A 21,494-nucleotide genomic window follows, 5' to 3' on the forward strand; every position below is an offset into this window, starting at 1 on the left:
ATTCTGTAATTGAGTTAACAACACCCCCATTATTTTAGGGGTACAATAGCCACCTTTAAGTTAATTTACTTACAGCAAAAAGAGGCAATAATGTCCAAGGCATTAGTAATTATTGATCTCATTGAAGAGATAATTGGTAAAAATGGCTTATCAAATTCCAGCTACCAACAAACTTATGAGCGCAAAATTATTGAAAAAACGAATCAAGCAGCCAATCACGCGAGGAACCTTCATATTCCTGTCATTTGGGTAAAAGTCGGTTTTTCTGATAATTACCACGATGTTCCCGCTGGCTCCCCTATGTTTCAACATGCCAAAGAAATCGGCGCGTTAAAGTTAAGTGATAATGGCTGCAATTGGGTAAATGACCTTGATGTGGGTTTTCGTGACCCAATCATGATTAAAAAAGGTGTCTCTGCATTTGCAGGAAACCATTTTAATAAATGGCTGACTAATAATGGAATTACGCAATTATTTATCGGTGGTGTAAGCACCGTTAAAGCCATTCAGAGCACAGCACGGGAAGCGCATGATTTAGGCTATTTTGTTACCATTTTAGATGACTTATGCGCCGCACCAACAATTGAACTTCATGAACAAAGTCTCCAAGCATTAGAGGGTATGGTCACCGTTTCTACCGTTAAGGAATTTCTGCAATTAAAATAGCAAAGCCTATTTGTTATTTTGTATTTTCTAGGTAAATCTCACGTAGCCGGATGGCAATATTCCCCGGCTTACCTTCTCCAATCTTCTGATGGTTAACCTTGATCACAGGGCAAACTAATGTTGTAGCTGATGTCATAAAGACCTCTTTCGCCGTTAGCATTTCTTCAAGACTAAACGCTTTTTCGATAATTGTGATACCCTGCTCTTTAGCCAGTGAAAGAACGGCTTTTCGTGTAATGCCTGGTAATATTTGATGACTTAACCCTCGGGTTTGTAACTGATCATGCTGATTCACAATGAAACAATTACTGGAGCTCCCTTCTGTTACAATCCCATCTTTGACGAAAATTGCATCATCAGCACCTTGTTGTTTAGCATGCTCTTTCGCTAAAGAAGCCGCTAATAAAGCCACTGTCTTAATATCACACCGCGCCCAGCGAATATCTTCTACTGTGACAGCCTTAATGCCATTTTTTACTTTTAGGTTATCAACAATGTTCGTCTTTTGTGCAAACAAGACCAATGTTGGCTGAATATCTTTATCAGGGAATAGAAAGTTACGCTGCTTTGCATTTCCTCGAGTGAATTGAAGATAAATAAGTCCTTCATTGATATTGTTACGCTCAATTAGTTGCGTATGAATTTGTTTAATTTCTTCTAAGCTATAAGGTAAAGCAAGTTGCAATTCATGACATGAGCGCTGTAAGCGTGCGATATGATGTTCAAAATCGACCAATTTACCGTTAATAATGGCTGTCACTTCATACACCGCATCGGCAAACAGAAAACCTCGGTCAAAAACGGAGACTGTTGCCTGTTCTTCAGGTAGGTATTGACCATTCACGTAACTTATCATTGAGATACATCCCTTTAATTAGCCAATTTATTCTCTTTTATATCATTAACCATACACCATATATATTTATCTGCGTTTAAATTCATCGCCTTTTTCTTATAAAACGTCTAGCGGATACGCCAATAACCGTAGTGAATATCCACATTAAAATTATGTTTAATTTTTAAAATAAATTTTAGGATTAACTTGACATTAACAACTCAAAGATTAAAATGCTCTCACGTGATCAAGATCACACTTTGATAATCGGAGTTAACCATGAGCAGCATTAAAGAATTTATCAGTAGTGTTCAAGAAGTCGTTGAATTACTGTCAAAACGTTTTATGTAAGTTAGTTGTTTTCTAGTCAATCAAACCTTTCATTTACCTTATCATTAGCGTTAATTTGCAAACATTTTGCACAGCGGCTTTGAATTCAAAGCCGCTTTTTTATTCAAAAACATTTTCAATAATCTCTGCAATAATCGCGGTTCCAACTGCAACAAGCAGTAAATCCCGCCCACTTACCTGCCATTCATAACCAACATACACTGGAAGTTGCGATATAAATTCCCTAGGGAGTACCTTTTTGGCAATACCTGGGGGTAATGGTTTACCTCGACCAATTTGTTTCGCTATACCTGGTGGTAAGCCTTTATACCCTGTTAAGCCATATTCAATAGCGAGCGGACGTACATAACCAAAACTGACATTAAAATTTGCCAGCGTATGTTTTTGCTTATTCGCATCTTGATGCCATTTAGCATTATTTTTTTCGTTTCGCTGAGTTTGCTTATCCTTTCCATTATGAACTTGCTGATGCCCTTTACCCTTTCCTTGCCCATTATTTTCATGTGGTGATGACATTGATGATATCGGCATTACCAGTGCAAAGAAAAATAGTAGATGACGAGAACGTGCAGCATTCCGAATCATACTTAACTTAAATACATCCATGATTACCCCCTATATACGCAGGTCTGTGAAAAACTCGCTTTTAATATTCAGCAAACATTATTCTGCGCCATATTCATTCGCAATCGGAAAATACTTATCATCTGTCATGTTATGTAAATGTTATTTCTCTGCTGGGTTGTATCTTCTGAAATCTGCTATTTTAATGATAGCCTTAGTCGCCATTAATGCGATGAAATTATTAACTAATTAAAACATTTAAGGCAGTTTTTAATATCACCCTTAATGAGTTTTTATCGCATATATGATATGCTATTCAGGCTTTGCTCACTTTTTTGAAATTTGCTACAAAACCTTTGATAGAAGGAGAACACATGCAGCAGCAACTGCTCGACTGGGTACACCAGTTTAATCAAGACTATGCCAACCTCGCCTCTTTGCTTATTGTGCTTGGGCTCATACTGATTGTCGCCCTTGTCTTACACCTTTTTTTACACAAAATATTACTACCTACATTAGAAAAACGGGGTCAAAAATCAGCAGGTAGCTGGCCGCATTTGCTTACTCAACATAATCTTTTCAACCGAATTGCATTTGTAATTCAAGGTATTGTTGTTAACATTCAAGCTTCACTTTGGCTATCTACAGGTTCAACAGCCCAGACAGTACTTAAAGTCGGTTCACAAGCATGGTGCCTGTTATTTGGCTTATTAACGATTTACTCCATACTCGATATCGTGTTAGGCATCTTACAACGTGCTGCCAAAACTGCTCACCTTCCCTTACGAGGAATTTTCCAAAGCATTAAGCTCATCGCATCCATACTGATTGCAATCATGATCATTGCGCTACTCATTGGTAAGTCTCCACTGATTATTTTAAGTGGACTCGGTGCTATGACAGCAGTGATGATGTTGGTATTCAAAGACCCAATAATGGGCTTAGTTGCTGGTATACAATTATCTGCCAATAATATGGTCAATATTGGCGATTGGTTAGAAATGCCTAAATATGGTGCTGACGGTGCCGTTATTGATATCGGCTTAACTACCGTTAAAGTCCGTAATTGGGATAATACTGTTACAACTATTCCAACTTATGCATTAATTTCAGATTCTTTTAAAAACTGGAAAGGCATGACCGAATCTGGCGGGCGCCGAATAAAACGTAGCTTTCGTATTGATGCCACCAGCGTACATTTTTTGACACCAGAAGAAATTTCGCATTGCGAAAAAGCAAATTTACTTGAGCCATATATCGGCCAAAAAGTGTCTGAAATCCAAGTTTTTAATTCCGCAATACCTGATGATAAAGCGATCCCATTAAATCAGCGGCGTTTGACTAATATTGGGACATTTCGCGCATATATTGACGCCTATTTAAAAGCACACCCCAATATTCATAAAAAAATGACAATTATGGTGAGGCAATTGGAATCTGACTCAAATGGTATTCCAATTGAGATTTACGCCTTCACTAACACAACGGTTTGGGTTGAATATGAGAGGATTCAATCAGATATCTTTGACCATATTTTCTCCATTTTGCCACAGTTTAATTTGATGCCACATCAATCACCTACCGGAAATGACGTTAGGTTAATTAACCAATCGGCAGTAAAACCGTTAACCCAAAGTAATTAGTTAAGGTTTCTTATTTATCTACATCTAAAGTAGTATTTTAAAAGAGGGTTTACCCCTCTTTTTCCTCACTTCACACCTTATCATTATATAAAAATAAACATAACGATTGTTAATAAAAATAGAACTGAAATTGCTTTTGGCTCAAAAAAACTCCTTATAAATTATATAAATACATCTAATTTATCCACAGTAACATTGATGTACGTCATGTCACTTAACAGAGACTTTTTTTAACATATAAAACAAGAAAGTCGTGTTGTTATTTACATATAGGCAATGTCAATGCATAAAATTAAAAATAATACTCAATTTGGAGAACTGAGCAGGAGGGAGTTTATACAAACCTCCGCAACTGTTGCAGGTGTCGCCGCAGTAGCGGGCTCAATCACTCTCCCCTTTTCTGCTCAAGCAAAAGCACCAGCAATCATGCCTGACGAAGTCAGCGAAAAAATCAGTTATAGCGCATGCTTAGTTAACTGTGGAAGTCGTTGTCCTCTGAAGGTTCACGTTAAAGACGGTGTTATCAGCCGTATTTCTAACGAAACAATGTACGATGACTCCACATTAGGCGAGCACCAAATCCGCCCATGTTTGCGTGGACGTTCTGTACGTTGGAAAACCTACAACCCAGACCGCTTAAAATACCCAATGGTACGTGTGGGTAAACGAGGTGAAGGTAAATTCAAGAAAATTACTTGGGATGAAGCCACCACCATCATCGCTGAAAAACTGAAATATACCATTGATAAATATGGCAGTGATGCCATTTACTACCAATACGGTTCAGGTTCTACAGGCGCCAATTTGCATGGTCGCGCAGCATGTAAACGCTTACTTAGCTTAACGGGTGGTTTTTTAGGTGACTACGGTACTTATTCGTACGCTCAATTAATGGAAATTACACCATACGTATATGGTAGCGTTGAAGAGTCTTATTTATCTGAAATCCAAAATTCTGATTTAGTCGTCATGTTTGGGCATAACCTCGCCGAAACACGGATGTCGGGTGGTGGGCAATTTTATGAAACACTCAATGCCTTAGATAAAAGTAAAGCGAAAGTCATTATTATTGACCCTCGCCGCACTGATAGCGTCACAACTTTGGGCGCTGAATGGATCCCTATTTACCCAGGCACGGATGCTGCATTAGTCGCAGCATTGGGTTATGTGATGATCCAAGAAGAGTTAACTGACGAAGAATTCCTGAAAAATTATTGCATCGGTTGGGATGAGTCTACACTTCCTGCTTCTGCACCGCGTAATGGATCATACAAAGATTATATCTTAGGTAATGGTCCTGATGGCATTGTTAAAACCCCTGAATGGGCAAGTAAACTGACAGGTATCTCTGTTGCACGTATTACCCAATTAGCTCGTGAAATTGGCAATGCAAACCGCGCCTGGATCTCGCAGGGCTGGGGCTTACAACGCACTGAAAATGGCGAACAAGCGTGTCGTTCTATCATGATGCTGCCATTGATGTCAGGTAACATTGGCCGAGCAGGAACCAACACTGGATTATGGGGTAATAGCTACGCTTATCCTGTTGCAGGTTTTGCGCTACCTAACCCTGTGAAAGCGTTGATCCCAACCTACATGTGGTCTGAAGCCATTGTACGTGGTAAAGAACTGACAGCTGAAAATGGCGGTATTAAAGGCGTCGATAAACTGGAAAACGACATCAAATTTATGTGGTGCTATTCCAGTAACGTCATTGGCAACCAGCATGGTGATTTGAATAAAACGCATGAAATTCTCTCTGATGAGTCTAAATGTGAGTTTATTTTAGTGTGGGATAACCATGATACCCCATCCGCTAAATATGCTGATCTTCTGTTACCTGATGTCACTACGGTTGAAACTAATGACCTGATTAATAACTCCTATGCAAGCGGTGCGTATCATTATCTTGTACGCTTACAAAACGCGATTGAGCCGTTATGGGAAAACCGTCCTAACTATGACGTGTTAGCCGAGATCGCTGAAAAAATGGGTGTTAAAGAACAGTTCACGGAAGGCCGTACTTACGCTGAGTGGATTGAGTTCTGTTACAACAAGACTCGTGAAAAAATGCCACATCTACCTGAATTTAGTGAAACAGATGGTGCGGGCATCATTGACCGTAAGTTCCTAAATAGTAGCGAAAATATTGCACTGAAAAAATTCCGTGATGACCCGATTAACAATCCGTTAAAAACACCATCTGGAAAAATTGAAATTTACTCGGAAAAATTAGCTGAAAGAGTCAAAAACTGGGAGTTGCCAGAAGGTCAGCGCATCCCTGCTCTTCCTGAATATTGTGTGAATAAAGAAGGGGTTGAAGCACAAGCTAAAGACCAAAAACACACTTTGTTAATGACAGGCTTCCATGATAAAGGCCACGTACACTCCTCTTATTATAATGTTGCGATGCTGCGTGAAGCCATCCCACATCAATTTTGGCTCAATCCAATTGATGCACAGCAACGTGGTTTAAGTAATGGTGATCTGGCTGAAATTTTCAATGACCGTGGTCGTATCCAAATTAAAGTTAAAGTCACTGAGCGTGTCTTACCTGGTGTTATTGCTGTTCCACAGGGTGCATGGCGTACTCTAAATAGTGAAGGTTTAGATGTTGGTGGTTGTATCAATACATTAACTTCACACGTGCCTTCTCCGTTGGCAAAAGGAACACCACAGCATACTAACCTTGTTGAAGTTAAACGCGCTTAAGGAGTTAAATCATGAAACAGTATGGCTTTTATTTTGACTCCACAAAATGCACTGGCTGTAAAACCTGTCAGGTCAGTTGTAAGGACGAAAAAGATTTAGATTTAGGCCCTAAATTCCGTCGTGTGTACGAATTTGGCGGCGGTAGTTGGCAAAAACAAGATGGTATTTGGCAGCAGAATGTCTTTAATTATTATCTGTCAATTTCCTGTAACCACTGCTCAAACCCAACATGTGTCGCAGGTTGCCCAACAGGCGCAATGCATAAGCGAGAAGAGGATGGCCTAGTGGTTGTTGATCAGTCTATTTGTGTAGGTTGTCGTTATTGTGAATTGCGTTGTCCATATGGTGCCCCGCAATTTGATGAGAAGAAAAAGCTGATGAGCAAATGCGATGGCTGTTATGAGCGTGTCGCAAAAGGTATGAAGCCCGTGTGTGTTGAGTCCTGCCCACAACGCGCTTTAGACTTTGATGATATTAATGTTCTGCGTGAGTTACATGGTACAGAGTGTGGGATTGCACCAATGCCAGACCCAAGCTTCACTAATCCGAACATTGTCATCAAACCCCATAAAGACGCGAAGCCATTTGGTGATAAAAGTGGCGAACTAAAAAACCCTGCGGAGGTGTAAAATGCATGAATTACCATTAGTTTTTTTCACCGTCTTAGGGCAATCCGCTGCTGGACTATTTTTGTTGGCCTATTTAAGTCGCAAAATGGGTTCCATTGATGACAAACAGTTAAAAACGGCGAATATCGTTGCGTTTGTTATTATGCTCATTGGTTTAGTTATTGGTGGATTGCACGTAGGTCAGCCTCTACGCTTCTTTAATATGCTGCTAGGTGTTGGCCGTTCTCCAATGAGTAACGAAGCCTTCTTAAGTGGTGTATTTGTTGGATGTGCAGCAGCAACCTTGTTTTTCACATTGTTCTTCAAAAATACCGTCTTGCGTGAATTGGCGAATATCGCGGCTGTGGTATCTGGGTTAGCCTTTGTCTGGTCAATCCCACAGGTATATAACATTGCAACAATCGCAAACTGGAACACGGGCTATACCACACTGCAAATGTGGATGACCATGCTAGTTGGTGGTGGTGCACTTGCCATTGCCATTGGTGCTCGCGGATTAGGCATTGCCGCTTTTCTTATCGGTACTTTCGCTATTTTTGCCAGCCGCGCGGGATATCAAGCGTTCCTAACAGAAACAGGCCCTGCTCTCAGTGGCGAGCAAACAGGTTTCTGGGGCTTCCAAGTGGTTGTTTTAGCTATCGCCTTAGCTGCATTTGTTGGTATCGCACTGAAACAACGCGCACCGAAAGCGACCTTAGCTACCTGTGCAGCAGCGGTTTTACTGGCTGAACTTGCGGGTCGCATTGCCTTCTATAATTTATGGCAAATTACCATGTAACCCTTTGTTGTTACTGTGTTAAAATGACCTATCAAAGAACGCCTTTTGGCGTTCTTTGATTAAATGCAAAAATTATTCTGCAACAATACCATTGAACGTAATCAGATTAAAATGCCATGCTGCAGCGCGAAATAAGATGGATAAAATACGATGCTAGACACCACTATACTGCGCATTTTAGGTGCGTTTTTTTACTATTCCCCGCAATCAGATACCTTACAGAACGTCTATTCCGCCTTAGGTGAATTACCACAATTACACTCGTGGAAAGACTCAGAGCAAATTCAAGCTATTTGCACTTCATTGGCACAAACTGCCCCTAATGATATTGCTTATGATTACTCTGTCTTATTTGAAGGGCAAGGTAGCATGCCTGCGCCACCTTGGGGATCAGTGTACCTTGAACATGATAATACCGTCATGGGCGAGTCAACTGCGGCTTATCGCAACTTGCTGCAATCAAAAGGGTTAGTCACTGATACAGGCATTCGAGAACCTGAAGACCAGTTTGGCTTGATGTTGATGGCAATTTCAGCGCTCGCAGAACAGGGGGAAGATGACGCTATCGTTGAATTGTTGGAGCAGCATTTATTACCGTGGGCATATCGCTACTTAACCTTAGTTCAACAAACGCAAACAGAAAGCGCCTTCTACCCAAATATCGCCAAGGTCACTGAAGTCTACTTAACTGACTTACAAAAACAGCTAGAACTTACACCAATTCAGGTTGAGTTATTCCGCTAATTTTATTATATCCAAGAGTAAGCTTAAGCTACCTGCTCTTTGATTATTTAAACGTTAAAATGAGGAGCCTGGCTCTTGCAAAAAAGCCAGCTCTTGTTGGGTCGATGGACGGCCTAAAACCGTATTACGATGCGGATAACGACCAAATTTATCAATAATCGCTTTATGGCGCATTTCATAATCTAACGTATTGTCATCCCCTAACATACGAAATAGCTCCACCGCTTGTAAATGAATGAAACTGGACTCTGAGTGCATATAAGGCATTAAGACAAATTTACGTTGCGATAGCGTCAGCAAATTATAATCATGCTGTTTGATGGCTTCTTGCGCTAACGCCAACGCCATCGCATCTTGAGCAAAAGCACGCGGAGTATCACGCCATAAATTACGAGAGAACTGATCAAGCACGATAATTTCCGCTAAACGACCCCGAATTGACGCACGCCAATAAGCGAGCTCGCCTTTCGCTGCACGCTCACAAATCGCTGAAAAACGGCGGGCAATCGTCGAATCAAATTTTGTACTTTTTTCAAACCACTGTTTTGGTGTTGATTCTTCAAACCAAAATGAAAGCACTTCTTCCATGGTATTCATCGTATATTCCTATCGATTTTCTTATTAGACGTTATCGTAATCCTAGTTAATAATCGTATTAATTAACAGAGTTAAACTCTAAAAACGGCAATTCACAGCAAATTATTTTGTTTTTTTGCGACCTAACGCTAAAAAATTGCACAACATTTATTATCACCATTTAACAAATTAGCTTGTTTATATCTGAGGTAAATTATTGTATCTATCACTATAATAGGTTTAAACTTTTTCAATTTTTATGTTTTATTATTTAATGTGAAGCCATCTGTTTACCAAGGGGAAATAGATACTTTTGGTTAAGCTAATGTTAGAATTTCACTGATAATATAATTGTATAGCTAACGTATTTAAGCATACGACATCACATTAATAATTCTTCAGCGTTTAATATTGGCTCTCATTAAGGATGGCAATGTAAATGGCAGGACATATGGTACTTATTGGTTGGGCATTATGGGTCAGCCCTTGCGGGACTGATTCATGTGATGCACTTCCTGTCACTGACACCATTTTCACTCAAGAACAATGTGTTAGCAGAAAAAGCTACCTCGAGTCAAAACGCCCTAATCTGTATTTCCTCTGCGGGGAGGTCTATCGTGACAGCGAAGAAATGACTGAGGAAGAAAAACATGCTGTGCCAGCACCGCATCCCCCTCTACGTTCACTGCCAGAACGCCATTCACGCTAACTTGAGCCCCGATTTGTGCCCAAGTTAGCCAAGGAATTAGCTAGTTTATTTGTGCAATTTGGCAATCTGCTTCGATAAAATCGCCTTTATTGACACTATGTTCTAAGGTTCCTGTTCGATGAGCAAGCACCTGAACTTCCATTTTCATCGCTTCCATTACCCCAATAATATCCCCTTCATTCACTTTTTCACCTTGTGGGATTAACCAGTTAAATAACACACCTGAGATCGGAGCATTAACAGCATCTGGGTTACTCACCTTTTGAGAAACCGCTTTTGTTGCTGGTGCACGGTTAACGGATAAACCCGAAAGGAGTTCAGCTGGCAAGCCCAATTCACAGCGTTTGCCATCAATTTCAATAAACGTACGTGTTAATGCACTGCTATCTTGTGGAATTTGGCGTGGTGCTGGTGGAATATCCACATTAAACTCCGTTTCAATCCAACGAGTGTGCACTTTAAAATCGCCACAAAAATCAGTCTGTTCCATCACAGCCCGGTGGAAAGGTAAAACAGAAGCCACCCCCTCAATAGTAAACTCAGCCAAAGCACGACGAGCTCGTGAAATAGCTTGTTCACGGGTATTTCCAACCACGATCAGTTTTGCCATTAGCGAGTCAAAAGTCCGCGGGATTGTTGTGCCTGTTTCTACCCCACTGTCCACTCGTACACCGGGCCCTGATGGTGCATCAAAAACGGTAATCGTCCCAGGCGTCGGTAAGAAACCATTGCCTGCATCTTCTGCATTTATACGAAACTCAAAAGCATGCCCCCGCGGTTTAGGCATTTCATTGGTACTTAACGGCAGGCCTTGTGCAATACGCAACTGTTCAATAACTAGGTCAATTCCTGCCGTTTCTTCTGTCACTGGATGCTCAACTTGTAATCGTGTATTGACCTCAAGGAAAGATAGCGTTCCATCTTGGCTAAGCAAAAATTCAACCGTACCCGCGCCGACATACCCCGCCTTACGACAAATATCGGTCGATGAAGTGATAATTTGCTGTAATTGCTTTTCTGATAAATATGGCGCAGGTGATTCTTCGACTAATTTTTGGTTACGACGTTGCAATGAACAATCGCGGGTTCCCACGACCAGTACATTGCCATGCGTATCTGCGATAACCTGTGCTTCAATATGGCGTGGATTATGCAAGAATTGCTCAACAAAGCATTCACCTCGACCAAATGCAGCGGTCGCTTCGCGCACAGCGGAATGATAAAGCTCTTCGACCTCATGCATTTGCCATGCAACCTTTAAGCCTCGCCCACCACCGCCAAACGCCGCTTTTATTGCAATCGGCAAACCATGTTGATGGGCAAATTCCACCACTTCGCGCGCGTCTTTAACAGGGTCTTTTGTCCCGACAACCAAAGGGGCTCCAACCTGCATTGCGATATGACGAGCTTGCACTTTATCCCCTAAGATATCGATGCTTTCAGCACTCGGCCCAATCCAAATTAACCCTGCCTCGTTTACCGCACGAGCAAACTCTGCTCGTTCTGATAAAAAGCCGTAACCTGGGTGAACCATTGTTACCCCTGATTTCTTGGCAATACTTATCAGCTTTTCAATATTTAAGTAACTTTCAGCTGGGGTGCTCCCCCCTAAAGCATAAGCTTCATCAGCCATTTTGACGTGTAACGCAGCTATATCGCTATCTGCATACACAGCAACAGATTGAAAACCATAATCACGACAAGCACGGATGATGCGTACAGCAATTTCGCCACGATTGGCAATCAATACTTTATGGTCTTTTTTATTGTTGTTCGTATTCATAAGCTCAATCACTCCCTTGTAATTCTTTAAACTCGCCTAATGGGTTAAAACGTATTAAGGCATTCACTGGAATTTGTCCTGCGAGATCCAAATGATACTCACAGACAGTACCGATAACGGGGTATCCGCCCGTCAATGGGTGGTCATTTAAAAATAAAACAGGTTGTCCATTCGCAGGGACTTGGATCGCCCCAATACAGGTCCCTTCACTCGGTAATTCCTGTTGGATTTTTCGCTCAAACGGTTGTTCACCCAGTAGTCGCAAACCAATACGGTTCGATGCAGCAGTCACTTGCCATAATTGGTGAGTGAGTCGCTCAATAGCCTCCTGAGTAAACCAATCTGTCCTTGGCCCCAAAATAACATCTAAAACCACGACATCATCTGCTGATGGATAATCAAAAACAGGCGTTTCGTTAACGGAGATAGCTTGCGAGGTCGTTTGATTATTTATTGCGAGCTCTTGACCAACCACTAAGGGTAATGGCCCAACTTGGGCTAGGGTATCAAACGAACGACTCGATAAAATCGGAGCAACATTAAAACCACCACGAATGGCTAAATAACTGCGAACACCTTTCGTTGGGCGCCCCAGTTTAATCTCATCGCCTTTAGCAAGATGAAGAGTTTCATACACATTCGCTTCGTAGTATTCGTTGTTGTTTGTCGTTATTTCAATTGCACAAGGCGCCCCTGTTACAGCAACGATTAAATCTTTATTTGCCTGTGCCTTAAAGCCGCCTTGCGTGATTTCTAATACAGTTTCATCGGAACGATTACCCACAAGACGGTTAGCACTACGCAGAGCCGTTTTATCCATAGCCCCTGATTCTGAGATACCCAGCGCTGATTGGCCAATACGGCCTAAATCTTGGAATAATGTTTGTAACCCTGTCGCTAATACGGTGAAATCATTCGTTAAATTCTGCGAGATTGCTGTTTGCTTGACCTTTTCAGGCAGGCTATAGCTCACCGTACTTTTCGCTGCATTGGTAAAATTCACCCGTGAGCCCACTTGGACTAAAGCAGGCTCTGGACGATTGATATCCCACATAGCAAGATCTGTCACACCAATCAGTTGCCATCCACCTGGACTTGCTTGTGGGTACACGCTGCTAAACTCCCCTGCAAGCGCGACCGAACCCGCAGGGATACGAACGCGTGGTGATTGGCGTCTAGGTACATGCAACTGCGCATCTTTCGACACCATGTAACCGAAACCAGGCGCAAAACCACTGAATGCAACGTGGTATTCATTTTCCGTATGACGACGGATCACTTCACTGATAGAAACACCTAATATTTCAGCAACTTCCATTAAATCTTCCCCAGTATAACGCACTGGGATGACCACTAATTTGCTCGATTTAGACGTCACTTTCGCAATATCTCTGACAGAAATCTGGCTAACCAAATTTTCCGCATTAATAATGATAGGGTTATAGCGAACTAAAATCGTCCTTGCTGCAGGCGTGATTTCTTCAATCCCCTTAATTGGCGTTTCATACAATGAATCTGTGAGCGCCATTGTCTGCTCAAGACTTTGAAGCTCTACCATCAGCGCACTTAAATTGACAGGTAAAAATCTCAATGGGCACCTCTATATATGATAAGCCGCATCAGGCACATCAGTGATGAACATATATCCAGGCGCATGGCTTAACGCAAATGGCACCCCCGATTTCATCACTGCCGCTTGTGGCGTCACACCACAGGCCCAAAATACGGGAATCTCCCCCTCTTCGATACGTACCGCATCGCCAAAATCGGGTTGCATTATATCGGCAATACCAAGCTGCTCAGGAGCACCAATATGCACAGGTGTACCGTGAACGGCGGGGAATCGCCCGGTTATACTGACAGCATCAGCAACGCGGTTTGCAGGAATTGGTCGCATCGAAACCACTAATTCCCCTTGTAAGCGCCCTGCTGGGCGACACAAGCGATTGGTTTTATACATTGGGACATTCGATTTATCGGTGATATGGCGCACATCAATACCTGCCTCAATCATAGGTGTCTCGAATGTGAAACTACAACCAATCAAAAATGTAACTAAATCTGGATATTGTCGATAAACTGCGGTCGCATCCGTGATTTCATCAGCTAATTGCCCATGTTCCCATACGCGATAACGCGGGATATCAGTTCGTAAATCTGCGCCTTCAGCTAACAGGGTTTGCCAACTTCCCGATTCACACACATCTAAGACTGGGCAACTTTTCGGATTACGTTGTGCGTACAATAAAAAATCAAACGCCCAATCACGAGGAAGTGCAATCATGTTGGCCTGTGTCATGCCTGGAGCAAGGCCTGCTGTCGGTTTATCATAGCCATTACGTATCGCTTCGCGGGCAATGCGTGCGGCCTCAATCGCTTGCGCAGAGGCTTTTATTAATTGTGTCATTCGCGCTCCCCTTTATGGGCAAAGCCATAAATTTCAATCCCTTGTTTTTCAAGGATAGAGCGAACTTGTTGTGCCATTTCAAGCGCACCTGGGCTATCTCCATGGACACAAATGGAGCCAGCATCAATTGGGGTAAATTCACCATCAATAGATACAACGCCGCCTTCCTGCACTAATTGCAACATACGCTTAGCCACAATTTTCGGGTCATGCAATACAGAGCCTGCGAGTTTGCGGGAAACCAATGTACCATCGCTGTTGTAAGCTCTATCTGCAAAGGCTTCCGCCACAACTTGCAAACCACTGTCTTGTGCCCAACCAATTAGTGGGGATCCCGCTAATGCAACAAGAATTAATTGATTATCAATCGCTTTGATTGCATCAATCACTGCAATAGCTTGGCGTTTATCATGTGCAATCGTGTTATAAAGTGCACCATGGGGCTTCACATACAACACATCAGTGCCCGCAGCAGTGGCTAAGCCTTTTAGTGCACCAATTTGGTAAATCACATCCGCAGTCAATTCGCTGGAGGCGATATCCATATTTCGACGTCCAAATCCCACTAAATCGGGATACCCTACATGAGCGCCTACTGCCACACCATTTTCTTTGGCCGCCTTTAAGGTTTTTAAGATCCCTTCAGGTGAACCCGCATGAAAGCCACAAGCCACATTTGCACTACTGACGACAGGTAAGATAGCCTCATCATTTCCCATCTGCCATTGACCAAAACTTTCCCCAAGGTCGCTGTTTAAATCGATTTGTTTTTTCATCATCACTCCAAGGGTTATTTCAGATAATTAAAGATGGCGCTGACTGACATCGCCCCCATGTACCAAGTCAGTGCACAAGTCACCACACCTGACCATAATAACCAACGTGGATAGTGATAACCTGACATCAAATCTGCACGTTTCCAGCCAATATAGACAAAAAGAGTCAAACCAATTGGCAGGATTAATCCATTGAATCCCCCTGCAAAAACCAGCAATGCAGCAGGTGCCGTTCCCATCAGCAAATACACTATCAGAGAAACTGCAATAAAAATGATCGTCGCAATATTACGTTGTCTTTCAGAAATAGTGGGTTTGAAAGCAGTTAAAAAACTCATCGACGTATAAGCCGCACCAATCACACTTGTTAGTGCCGCAGCCCATAAGATCAACCCAAAAATACGCAAGCCAAAATTACCCGCAGCTGCCTGAAAAGCTTGAGATGCGGGGTTAGCTGCATGACCAGAGATATCAATTGTAACGCCACTTGCAACAACGCCTAGAATGGCAAGGAATAAGACATAGCGCATTAAACCAACGACCAATATTCCTTTTGTTGCCGCACTGGATACCACATGAATGTTTTCAATTCCTACCGTACCTTTATCGAGTAAGCGATGAGCCCCCGCATAACAGATATAGCCGCCAACCGTACCGCCCACAATTGTCGTAATCATCGCAAAGTCGACGGTATCAGGTAAAACACTTTGGCGTAGCGCTTCCCCTACAGGTGGATTCGATGCAATTGCGACAAACACGGTTAAACCAATCATGACAATCCCGAGGCCAATAATTAACCTATCAATAAATGTGCTGGCTTTACGTGATGAGAAAATATAAATGGCAAGTAAGGCACTAATTAATCCCCCCCATTTTGGGTCAAGACCAACAAGTGCATTTAACCCTAGTCCTGCCCCTGCAATATTACCGATATTAAAAATTAAGCCGCCAAAAATCACCAATATTGCCAGTAAATAACCACTCCCAGGGATAGTCGCATTCGCTATTTGTGATGAGTGCATTTTGGTTAATGTCACGACTCGCCAGATATTTTGCTGCACAACAAAATCAATCACGATGGAGGCTAAAATACCAAAAGCAAACGCCGCGCCCAACGTTACAGTAAATGTTGCAGTTTGGGTAATAAACCCAGGGCCTATCGCAGACGTCGCCATCAAAAATATGGCACCAATTAGTGACGAACGGCGACTTTTCACATACTCAGCAGTGCTTGGTGCGCTTTCTTGAGCTGCCATATACGTACTCCTCTATGCGTTATTGTTTTAATTATTTGTGTCGTTGTGGATGTTGTTATTGCGATTATCACTCAGGCAATTATCGTGCCATTGTTCTACTTGTTATGTTAATTGTTAATTCATCTTTAATGAATTGTTGAACAATTAGTATGAGATGCTGAATAAACAATCAATAAAAATCGTTATCCATGATTTAAAAATCAAGGCGTGATCACTTTTTTAACAATGAAAGCAAAAAATAGGTTATGGATCTCACTGAAATGCACCGATTCAGTGCAGCTTAGGCTATTTTTCACCATATGGGTGCAAATCAGGGGATGCACCCTGATGTTTTTGAAAGGAAACTTGCTGCTTAAACTTGAATGTGTGAATATAGCCGCTTCATCATCCACCAAATTCAAGTTTGCATTTTTATGAAAAAAACGCCTGTTGCTCAAACCTTGTCAGTAACGATTGCAGAAGTCATCCGTGCTAAAATTACCGTAGGGGAAATCACGCCAGGGCAGCGGCTGTCTGAAGCAACATTGAGTGATGAACTCGCTATTTCACGTAATACGCTTCGCGAAGTCTTTCGTGTATTAACACAAGAAGGATTACTGACCTATGCACCAAATAAGGGCGTTTTTGTGTCAGTTCCTGATATGGCTGCGATTATTGATATTTACCATGTGAGGCGGCTCATTGAATGTAATGCACTAGAACACGCTTATGCGTTACATCCTGCCGTGCAAAAAATGAAAGATGCAGTTGGTGATGCACGTCAACATGAAAAAATCGAGAATTGGATTGGTGTGGGCACAGCCAATATGAAATTCCATACTGCTATAGTCGAATTAACCGATAGCGAGCGGCTTATCAAACTTTATCGTAATATATCTGCTGAATTACGTCTCGCTTTTGGGCACCTAAATGACCCCAAAATTTTATATGCGCCCTATATTGATAAAAACCAATTTATTCTTGAGCTACTCGATAAAGGCCACAACCTTGAAGCTGCAAATACCTTACGCAGCTACCTTGATTTATCTGAACGAACACTATTGGCAGCTTATAAACGCAGCCAAACTTCATTTTAATTTTCTTGTTTTACCAAATTAACGCTATTCTTCCCCACTTTGAATTGCCCCAAATTAAATTTTTTACATTACAAAAATTTGAGTGAATCATCTTATTCCCACAATAAAAATTTTTACTAATATTACAGCAAAGTAAGTTTAAATTTATCGAGTAGAAAACTCTGTATTGTTAATTAACCGCATTCATATCTTTAATTTTAATATTCTATTTATATCGGTATGTAATAAAAAAAGTACTTTTGTTTGTTTTTTCATCCAATCTAGTTTCCCTCCTTACGCATTTAACTTATTTTTAACGAAAAACCAACCAGAATAAAACACTTTCATTTTTTTAATGTAAGTCGAAAATTAACTTTCTCATGCCACAAGAATTTACATCAAGCACAAGGTTATCACAATTAATTGACTTTAAGGCTATTTATTTAACAAAAGTAACGAATTGATATAAATTACCCACTGAAATTACTCAAATAAATCGAGTTAATAGTTGTAGTTTTCTCGAATATTCGTTATAAAATTTACGATAATAAAAAAGCATACATAAAAATTATTAATATAAATGAGATTTCATTATGACATTAAACCAAGTGACTAATAAGAAGCCCTTTAAATTTGGCCTAGGATGGCAAATACTGATTGCTCTTATTTTAGGTGTTATTGCTGGTGCACTTTTGCATGACAATACAGAGTACAAAGATTGGCTTATTTTAAATATTCTTTCTCCCGCGGGTAAAATATTTATCCAGTTAATTAAAATGATCGTTGTGCCCATTGTTATCTCAACGCTCATTGTCGGTATCGCTGGTGTCGGAAATACAAAACAATTAGGCTCTCTCGGTTTCAAAACCATTCTCTATTTTGAAGTGATTACCACAATTGCCATTATTGTTGGTATCTCCTTCGCAAATATATTTCAACCGGGTGTTGGCATTGATATGTCTCAACTCACCCAAGTCGATATTTCTCAATACGAAAAAACGACACAAGAAGTCGAAAGTCACCCATCAGGAATTATCAATACCATTCTCACTTTAGTCCCTAGCAATATTTTTGCTGCGATGGCAAGTGGTGACATGCTCCCTGTCATCTTTTTTGCAGTTATCTTCGGTTTAGGGCTGTCATCTTTACCCGCTGAGAAAAAACAACCACTGCTTGATGTGTTACAAACATTTTCTGAAACCATGTTCCGCGTGACTAATATGATCATGATGTATGCACCAATCGGGGTGTTCGCATTGATCTCTGTCACCGTTGCAAACTTTGGGTTCTCATCATTAGTCCCATTACTTAAATTGGTTATTCTTGTGCACTGTGCAATTATTTTCTTTGCAGTGGTGGTATTAGGAATTGTTGCGCGCTATTGTAAAATTAATATCTTCACGTTAATGAAAATATTAAAAGATGAGCTCCTATTAGCTTATTCCACAGCAAGCTCTGAAACTGTACTTCCACGCATTATGGATAAAATGGAGAAGTACGGTGCACCAAAATCTGTAACCAGTTTTGTTATTCCTATCGGTTATTCATTTAATCTCGATGGTTCCACTTTATATCAAAGTATTGCCGCAATATTTATCGCCCAGCTCTATGGTATTGAATTATCCATAGGCCAAGAGCTAATACTCGTATTTACCCTAATGATCACGTCAAAAGGTATTGCAGGCGTTCCTGGCGTATCATTCGTTGTACTACTTGCGACGTTAGGCAGTGTTGGGATCCCATTGGAAGGCCTTGCATTCATTGCAGGTGTTGACCGTATTTTAGATATGGCGCGTACTGCCCTTAACGTTGTCGGCAATGCATTGGCCGCTCTCGTTATTGCTAAATGGGAACATAATTACGACATCAAAAAAGCACGTGAGTATGAAAGTACCTTTTAATTCAAAATATAAATAAGCTATTACAATGATGCCCTTTCTGACAATTAGATAGGGCATTTTTTTCTAAAAAAATACAATTCTAGAATATTTTCCCTTACGTATTTATTATAACAATATTTTCCGTATATATTTAAGCCATTTTTAATACTAGTTATATATACCTATTTCTTTATTTTTTTGATAATTTCCTTTTAGTCATTGGAATTTTATTGATATCTTAACTACGCTATAAACGTTGTATTAGTTTTTCGTATCTTTTGTTAGTCTGAGCAGGAAAAAATGAATCAAATAAGAAGATTTCTTTTATTTTTAAAGGTGCTTCAGCACCTAATGGTAATTTTTGTATTTTCATTATCCTATTTTATGCTACACAGCTGGTTCTAACAAAAAAAGCCTCGTCATCTAACGAGGCTTTTCTTTATTTATAAAACAAGTAATTCCACCTAGTATTAAAAACTAATTTTTAATACGCAATGAAATTTATATTTCCACTGCCCCAATATCTTAATACTTCATTTCCTTTCAACCATAACTATAAGCAAGACCATCACCGATACCACCTCTGAGCCTAACGTGATTTTCTTTAGCTTTCATTACTTTACAAAACTTAATTTAATTTTAACTAGCACTTGCAAAAAATGACGCTCATTCGCGTATAACTAACTCTATGAGTTAATCCTAGTAGTACCATCCCTTTTAAGCCCCAACACCAGGGGCTATTTTTTTAGCTAATATTTATAATATTATTTTCTCTTCCTCAGAGCCAGTCAATACTAAGAGGTGATATTAATTAGGTACCTTTGAAATGCTTAACAATGTCAATCACACATAAATTATTGCGATTTATAATGACTTTCTTTGAATAAAATTCAGGAGTTTAGCTGAGTTTGAATTAGACTATAAATCTATAAATGGGTAGCATCACTCTCTGTTCGGAACTTGAGACTACAAATAATGCGTAAAAATACCCCCCCAGCCCAAGGACAGGCTAGGTTATTTATACATTGCTTCATTTATCGTGCCAGACACATTGTCTAGGCCAATACAATTGAATGTTAGCGTTCTATCCTCCAAAAGCACTCTAATGGAATACAGTTTCTCCATTGAAGCCCCTACTTTCTGTGGGTATCCAGCATACGGTGCTAATTGTTCTTTTTGCCACTTTTTGCAAGAATTGAAGTCGCCTAACCCTTTGACCTTTACAAGTTGCTTATAAGAGCTCACTACTTCTGGCCTTCTATTGTTATCTAGCATTATTTGTAGCTCATCCAAGCTATATGTAGTAGCCATTGCCGCCTGTGGGAAATACATAAGTAATATAACCGCTAGTGCCCTTTTCATCTCACCATCCCATCAATTAGTTTCAGTAATGTTAGCTTAGTGGGAGTGTAAATTGAAGCAAACAGAAAACCTGCCGAATGAAGCAAGCTTAGTTAGGTTTTAAATGACTATTCTGTAGCAAAGAAGTAGGTTTTTCCTTCTTTTATTACCATGGCTGGATCACGAACATTTATACGCTCTGGTCTTATATAGAAAGATGACACGCTCCCAGCGTCATTCTTTGGAGTAAATAAGTAACTTTCCCTGATGAGTTTAGTGGTAAAAAAGATGGTGTTTTATATGCACCTCTTGGCATTCTCTGATACAACGCAGGCTTTAATGGTGAAAAAACCACACACTTAGTGGCAAATCATCTTGTTGAACATGCAAAATGGAGTAATAAACTGATGTCATACGATGACACAAATATGGCACAACTACGACTTAGCGTGTTGTAATTATACAGAGAACAAAAAAGAAAAAACCCGCTAACTTTTACAAGTTAGCGGGTTCTTATTTGGTGCCGGCTACCGGAGTCGAACTGGTGACCTACTGATTACAAGTCAGTTGCTCTACCAACTGAGCTAAGCCGGCTAATTTGGCGGAGAGATAGAGATTCGAACTCTAGGATGGTTACCCATCGGCGGTTTTCAAGACCGCTGCCTTCGACCGCTCGGCCATCTCTCCATGGGGCGCGATTATGGAGGAATCTGACCTCCTTGTCTACCCCCGAAAGTAAAAAAATTGCTTTTTTTAATTCATTTGGCTAATCTTCACTCAATTGTTCTC

17 protein-coding genes and 2 tRNA genes are annotated in these 21,494 nt (G+C 40.7%); 9 read left to right on the forward strand and 10 right to left on the reverse strand.

Annotation, left to right across the window (positions count from 1 at the left end):
• Positions 1–90 precede the first annotated feature (90 nt).
• Complete coding sequence (locus KDJ85_RS06035; RefSeq protein ID WP_225818885.1) at positions 91–666, forward strand: cysteine hydrolase family protein; 576 nt, start codon at positions 91–93, stop codon at positions 664–666.
• Positions 667–679: 13 nt separating this feature from the next.
• Here KDJ85_RS06035 and KDJ85_RS06040 read toward each other — a convergent pair whose 3' ends face one another.
• Together KDJ85_RS06040 and KDJ85_RS06045 are read right to left on the reverse strand one after the other, a co-directional pair.
• Positions 680–1,528: a D-amino-acid transaminase gene (locus KDJ85_RS06040; protein ID WP_225818981.1), complete on the reverse strand. Its 849-nt coding sequence runs from the start codon at positions 1,526–1,528 to the stop codon at positions 680–682.
• Positions 1,529–1,951: 423 nt separating this feature from the next.
• Positions 1,952–2,458 carry an anti-virulence regulator CigR family protein gene (locus KDJ85_RS06045; protein WP_225818886.1) on the reverse strand — a complete coding sequence of 169 codons (507 nt, stop codon included), beginning with the start codon at positions 2,456–2,458 and terminating at the stop codon, positions 1,952–1,954.
• Positions 2,459–2,790: 332 nt separating this feature from the next.
• Between KDJ85_RS06045 and KDJ85_RS06050 the strand changes: the two genes are divergently transcribed.
• The 5 genes from KDJ85_RS06050 (at position 2,791) to KDJ85_RS06070 (ending at position 8,922) form a co-directional block, all read left to right on the forward strand.
• On the forward strand, positions 2,791–4,059 hold the full coding sequence (locus tag KDJ85_RS06050; RefSeq protein WP_225818887.1) for a mechanosensitive ion channel family protein: 1,269 nt from the start codon (positions 2,791–2,793) through the stop codon (positions 4,057–4,059).
• Between the two features lie 282 nt (positions 4,060–4,341).
• Positions 4,342–6,771, forward strand: coding sequence for a DMSO/selenate family reductase complex A subunit (locus KDJ85_RS06055; RefSeq protein WP_225818888.1), 2,430 nt, complete (start codon positions 4,342–4,344; stop codon positions 6,769–6,771).
• Positions 6,772–6,782: 11 nt separating this feature from the next.
• Positions 6,783–7,400, forward strand: a complete 618-nt coding sequence (locus tag KDJ85_RS06060) for a DMSO/selenate family reductase complex B subunit (protein ID WP_206082307.1) — start codon at positions 6,783–6,785, stop codon at positions 7,398–7,400.
• 1 nt (position 7,401) lies between these two features.
• Positions 7,402–8,178 (forward strand): dimethyl sulfoxide reductase anchor subunit family protein, encoded by a 777-nt coding sequence (locus KDJ85_RS06065; RefSeq protein WP_225818889.1) that lies wholly within the window; start codon positions 7,402–7,404, stop codon positions 8,176–8,178.
• A gap of 150 nt (positions 8,179–8,328) precedes the next feature.
• Positions 8,329–8,922, forward strand: coding sequence for a molecular chaperone TorD family protein (locus KDJ85_RS06070; protein WP_225818890.1), 594 nt, complete (start codon positions 8,329–8,331; stop codon positions 8,920–8,922).
• 54 nt (positions 8,923–8,976) lie between these two features.
• Here KDJ85_RS06070 and KDJ85_RS06075 read toward each other — a convergent pair whose 3' ends face one another.
• Positions 8,977–9,519, reverse strand: coding sequence for a DUF924 family protein (locus tag KDJ85_RS06075; protein WP_225818891.1), 543 nt, complete (start codon positions 9,517–9,519; stop codon positions 8,977–8,979).
• Between the two features lie 418 nt (positions 9,520–9,937).
• On the opposite strand from KDJ85_RS06075, the gene KDJ85_RS06080 reads away from it, so the two are divergent.
• Positions 9,938–10,207, forward strand: a complete 270-nt coding sequence (locus KDJ85_RS06080) for a hypothetical protein (protein WP_219247269.1) — start codon at positions 9,938–9,940, stop codon at positions 10,205–10,207.
• Between the two features lie 40 nt (positions 10,208–10,247).
• Here KDJ85_RS06080 and KDJ85_RS06085 read toward each other — a convergent pair whose 3' ends face one another.
• The 5 genes from KDJ85_RS06085 to KDJ85_RS06105 are packed head-to-tail and all read right to left on the reverse strand — an operon-like array spanning position 10,248 to position 16,429.
• Positions 10,248–11,990: an acetyl/propionyl/methylcrotonyl-CoA carboxylase subunit alpha gene (locus tag KDJ85_RS06085; RefSeq protein ID WP_225818892.1), complete on the reverse strand. Its 1,743-nt coding sequence runs from the start codon at positions 11,988–11,990 to the stop codon at positions 10,248–10,250.
• A gap of 4 nt (positions 11,991–11,994) precedes the next feature.
• Complete coding sequence (locus KDJ85_RS06090; protein WP_225818893.1) at positions 11,995–13,581, reverse strand: 5-oxoprolinase subunit B/C family protein; 1,587 nt, start codon at positions 13,579–13,581, stop codon at positions 11,995–11,997.
• Positions 13,582–13,590: 9 nt separating this feature from the next.
• The gene (locus tag KDJ85_RS06095; protein ID WP_225818894.1) at positions 13,591–14,397 is read right to left on the reverse strand and encodes a putative hydro-lyase; all 807 of its coding nucleotides are present in this window, start codon (positions 14,395–14,397) and stop codon (positions 13,591–13,593) included.
• The gene (locus KDJ85_RS06100) at positions 14,394–15,173 is read right to left on the reverse strand and encodes a LamB/YcsF family protein (RefSeq protein ID WP_225818895.1); all 780 of its coding nucleotides are present in this window, start codon (positions 15,171–15,173) and stop codon (positions 14,394–14,396) included. The genes KDJ85_RS06095 and KDJ85_RS06100 overlap by 4 nt, the downstream gene beginning before the upstream one ends.
• 14 nt (positions 15,174–15,187) lie before the next feature.
• On the reverse strand, positions 15,188–16,429 hold the full coding sequence (locus KDJ85_RS06105) for an NRAMP family divalent metal transporter (protein WP_225818896.1): 1,242 nt from the start codon (positions 16,427–16,429) through the stop codon (positions 15,188–15,190).
• A 413-nt stretch (positions 16,430–16,842) separates the two neighbouring features.
• On the opposite strand from KDJ85_RS06105, the gene KDJ85_RS06110 reads away from it, so the two are divergent.
• Positions 16,843–17,505, forward strand: coding sequence for a GntR family transcriptional regulator (locus KDJ85_RS06110; protein ID WP_225818897.1), 663 nt, complete (start codon positions 16,843–16,845; stop codon positions 17,503–17,505).
• 572 nt (positions 17,506–18,077) lie between these two features.
• Positions 18,078–19,385, forward strand: a complete 1,308-nt coding sequence (gene gltP / locus KDJ85_RS06115) for a glutamate/aspartate:proton symporter GltP (RefSeq protein ID WP_206082318.1) — start codon at positions 18,078–18,080, stop codon at positions 19,383–19,385.
• A gap of 1,838 nt (positions 19,386–21,223) precedes the next feature.
• Here the strand turns inward: gltP and KDJ85_RS06120 are convergent.
• Both KDJ85_RS06120 and KDJ85_RS06125 read right to left on the reverse strand, forming a co-directional pair.
• A tRNA-Thr gene (locus tag KDJ85_RS06120) sits at positions 21,224–21,299 on the reverse strand.
• Between the two features lie 5 nt (positions 21,300–21,304).
• A tRNA-Ser gene (locus tag KDJ85_RS06125) sits at positions 21,305–21,392 on the reverse strand.
• Positions 21,393–21,494 lie beyond the last annotated feature (102 nt).

This window comes from Providencia vermicola, from assembly GCF_020381325.1.
Taxonomy (GTDB): domain Bacteria; phylum Pseudomonadota; class Gammaproteobacteria; order Enterobacterales; family Enterobacteriaceae; genus Providencia; species Providencia vermicola.

Excerpts from the sequence above, each read along its gene's own strand:
- KDJ85_RS06065 (WP_225818889.1), top strand. The coding sequence starts at position 7,402 with ATGCATGAATTACCATTAGTTTTTTTCACCGTCTTAGGGCAATCCGCT.
- KDJ85_RS06070 (WP_225818890.1), top strand. The coding sequence starts at position 8,329 with ATGCTAGACACCACTATACTGCGCATTTTAGGTGCGTTTTTTTACTAT.
- KDJ85_RS06085 (WP_225818892.1), bottom strand. The coding sequence starts at position 11,990 with ATGAATACGAACAACAATAAAAAAGACCATAAAGTATTGATTGCCAAT.
- gltP (WP_206082318.1), top strand. The coding sequence starts at position 18,078 with ATGACATTAAACCAAGTGACTAATAAGAAGCCCTTTAAATTTGGCCTA.
- KDJ85_RS06050 (WP_225818887.1), top strand. The coding sequence starts at position 2,791 with ATGCAGCAGCAACTGCTCGACTGGGTACACCAGTTTAATCAAGACTAT.
- KDJ85_RS06035 (WP_225818885.1), top strand. The coding sequence starts at position 91 with ATGTCCAAGGCATTAGTAATTATTGATCTCATTGAAGAGATAATTGGT.
- KDJ85_RS06060 (WP_206082307.1), top strand. The coding sequence starts at position 6,783 with ATGAAACAGTATGGCTTTTATTTTGACTCCACAAAATGCACTGGCTGT.
- KDJ85_RS06055 (WP_225818888.1), top strand. The coding sequence starts at position 4,342 with ATGCATAAAATTAAAAATAATACTCAATTTGGAGAACTGAGCAGGAGG.
- KDJ85_RS06100 (WP_225818895.1), bottom strand. The coding sequence starts at position 15,173 with ATGAAAAAACAAATCGATTTAAACAGCGACCTTGGGGAAAGTTTTGGT.
- KDJ85_RS06080 (WP_219247269.1), top strand. The coding sequence starts at position 9,938 with ATGGCAGGACATATGGTACTTATTGGTTGGGCATTATGGGTCAGCCCT.
- KDJ85_RS06110 (WP_225818897.1), top strand. The coding sequence starts at position 16,843 with ATGAAAAAAACGCCTGTTGCTCAAACCTTGTCAGTAACGATTGCAGAA.
- KDJ85_RS06045 (WP_225818886.1), bottom strand. The coding sequence starts at position 2,458 with ATGGATGTATTTAAGTTAAGTATGATTCGGAATGCTGCACGTTCTCGT.
- KDJ85_RS06075 (WP_225818891.1), bottom strand. The coding sequence starts at position 9,519 with ATGAATACCATGGAAGAAGTGCTTTCATTTTGGTTTGAAGAATCAACA.
- KDJ85_RS06095 (WP_225818894.1), bottom strand. The coding sequence starts at position 14,397 with ATGACACAATTAATAAAAGCCTCTGCGCAAGCGATTGAGGCCGCACGC.
- KDJ85_RS06105 (WP_225818896.1), bottom strand. The coding sequence starts at position 16,429 with ATGGCAGCTCAAGAAAGCGCACCAAGCACTGCTGAGTATGTGAAAAGT.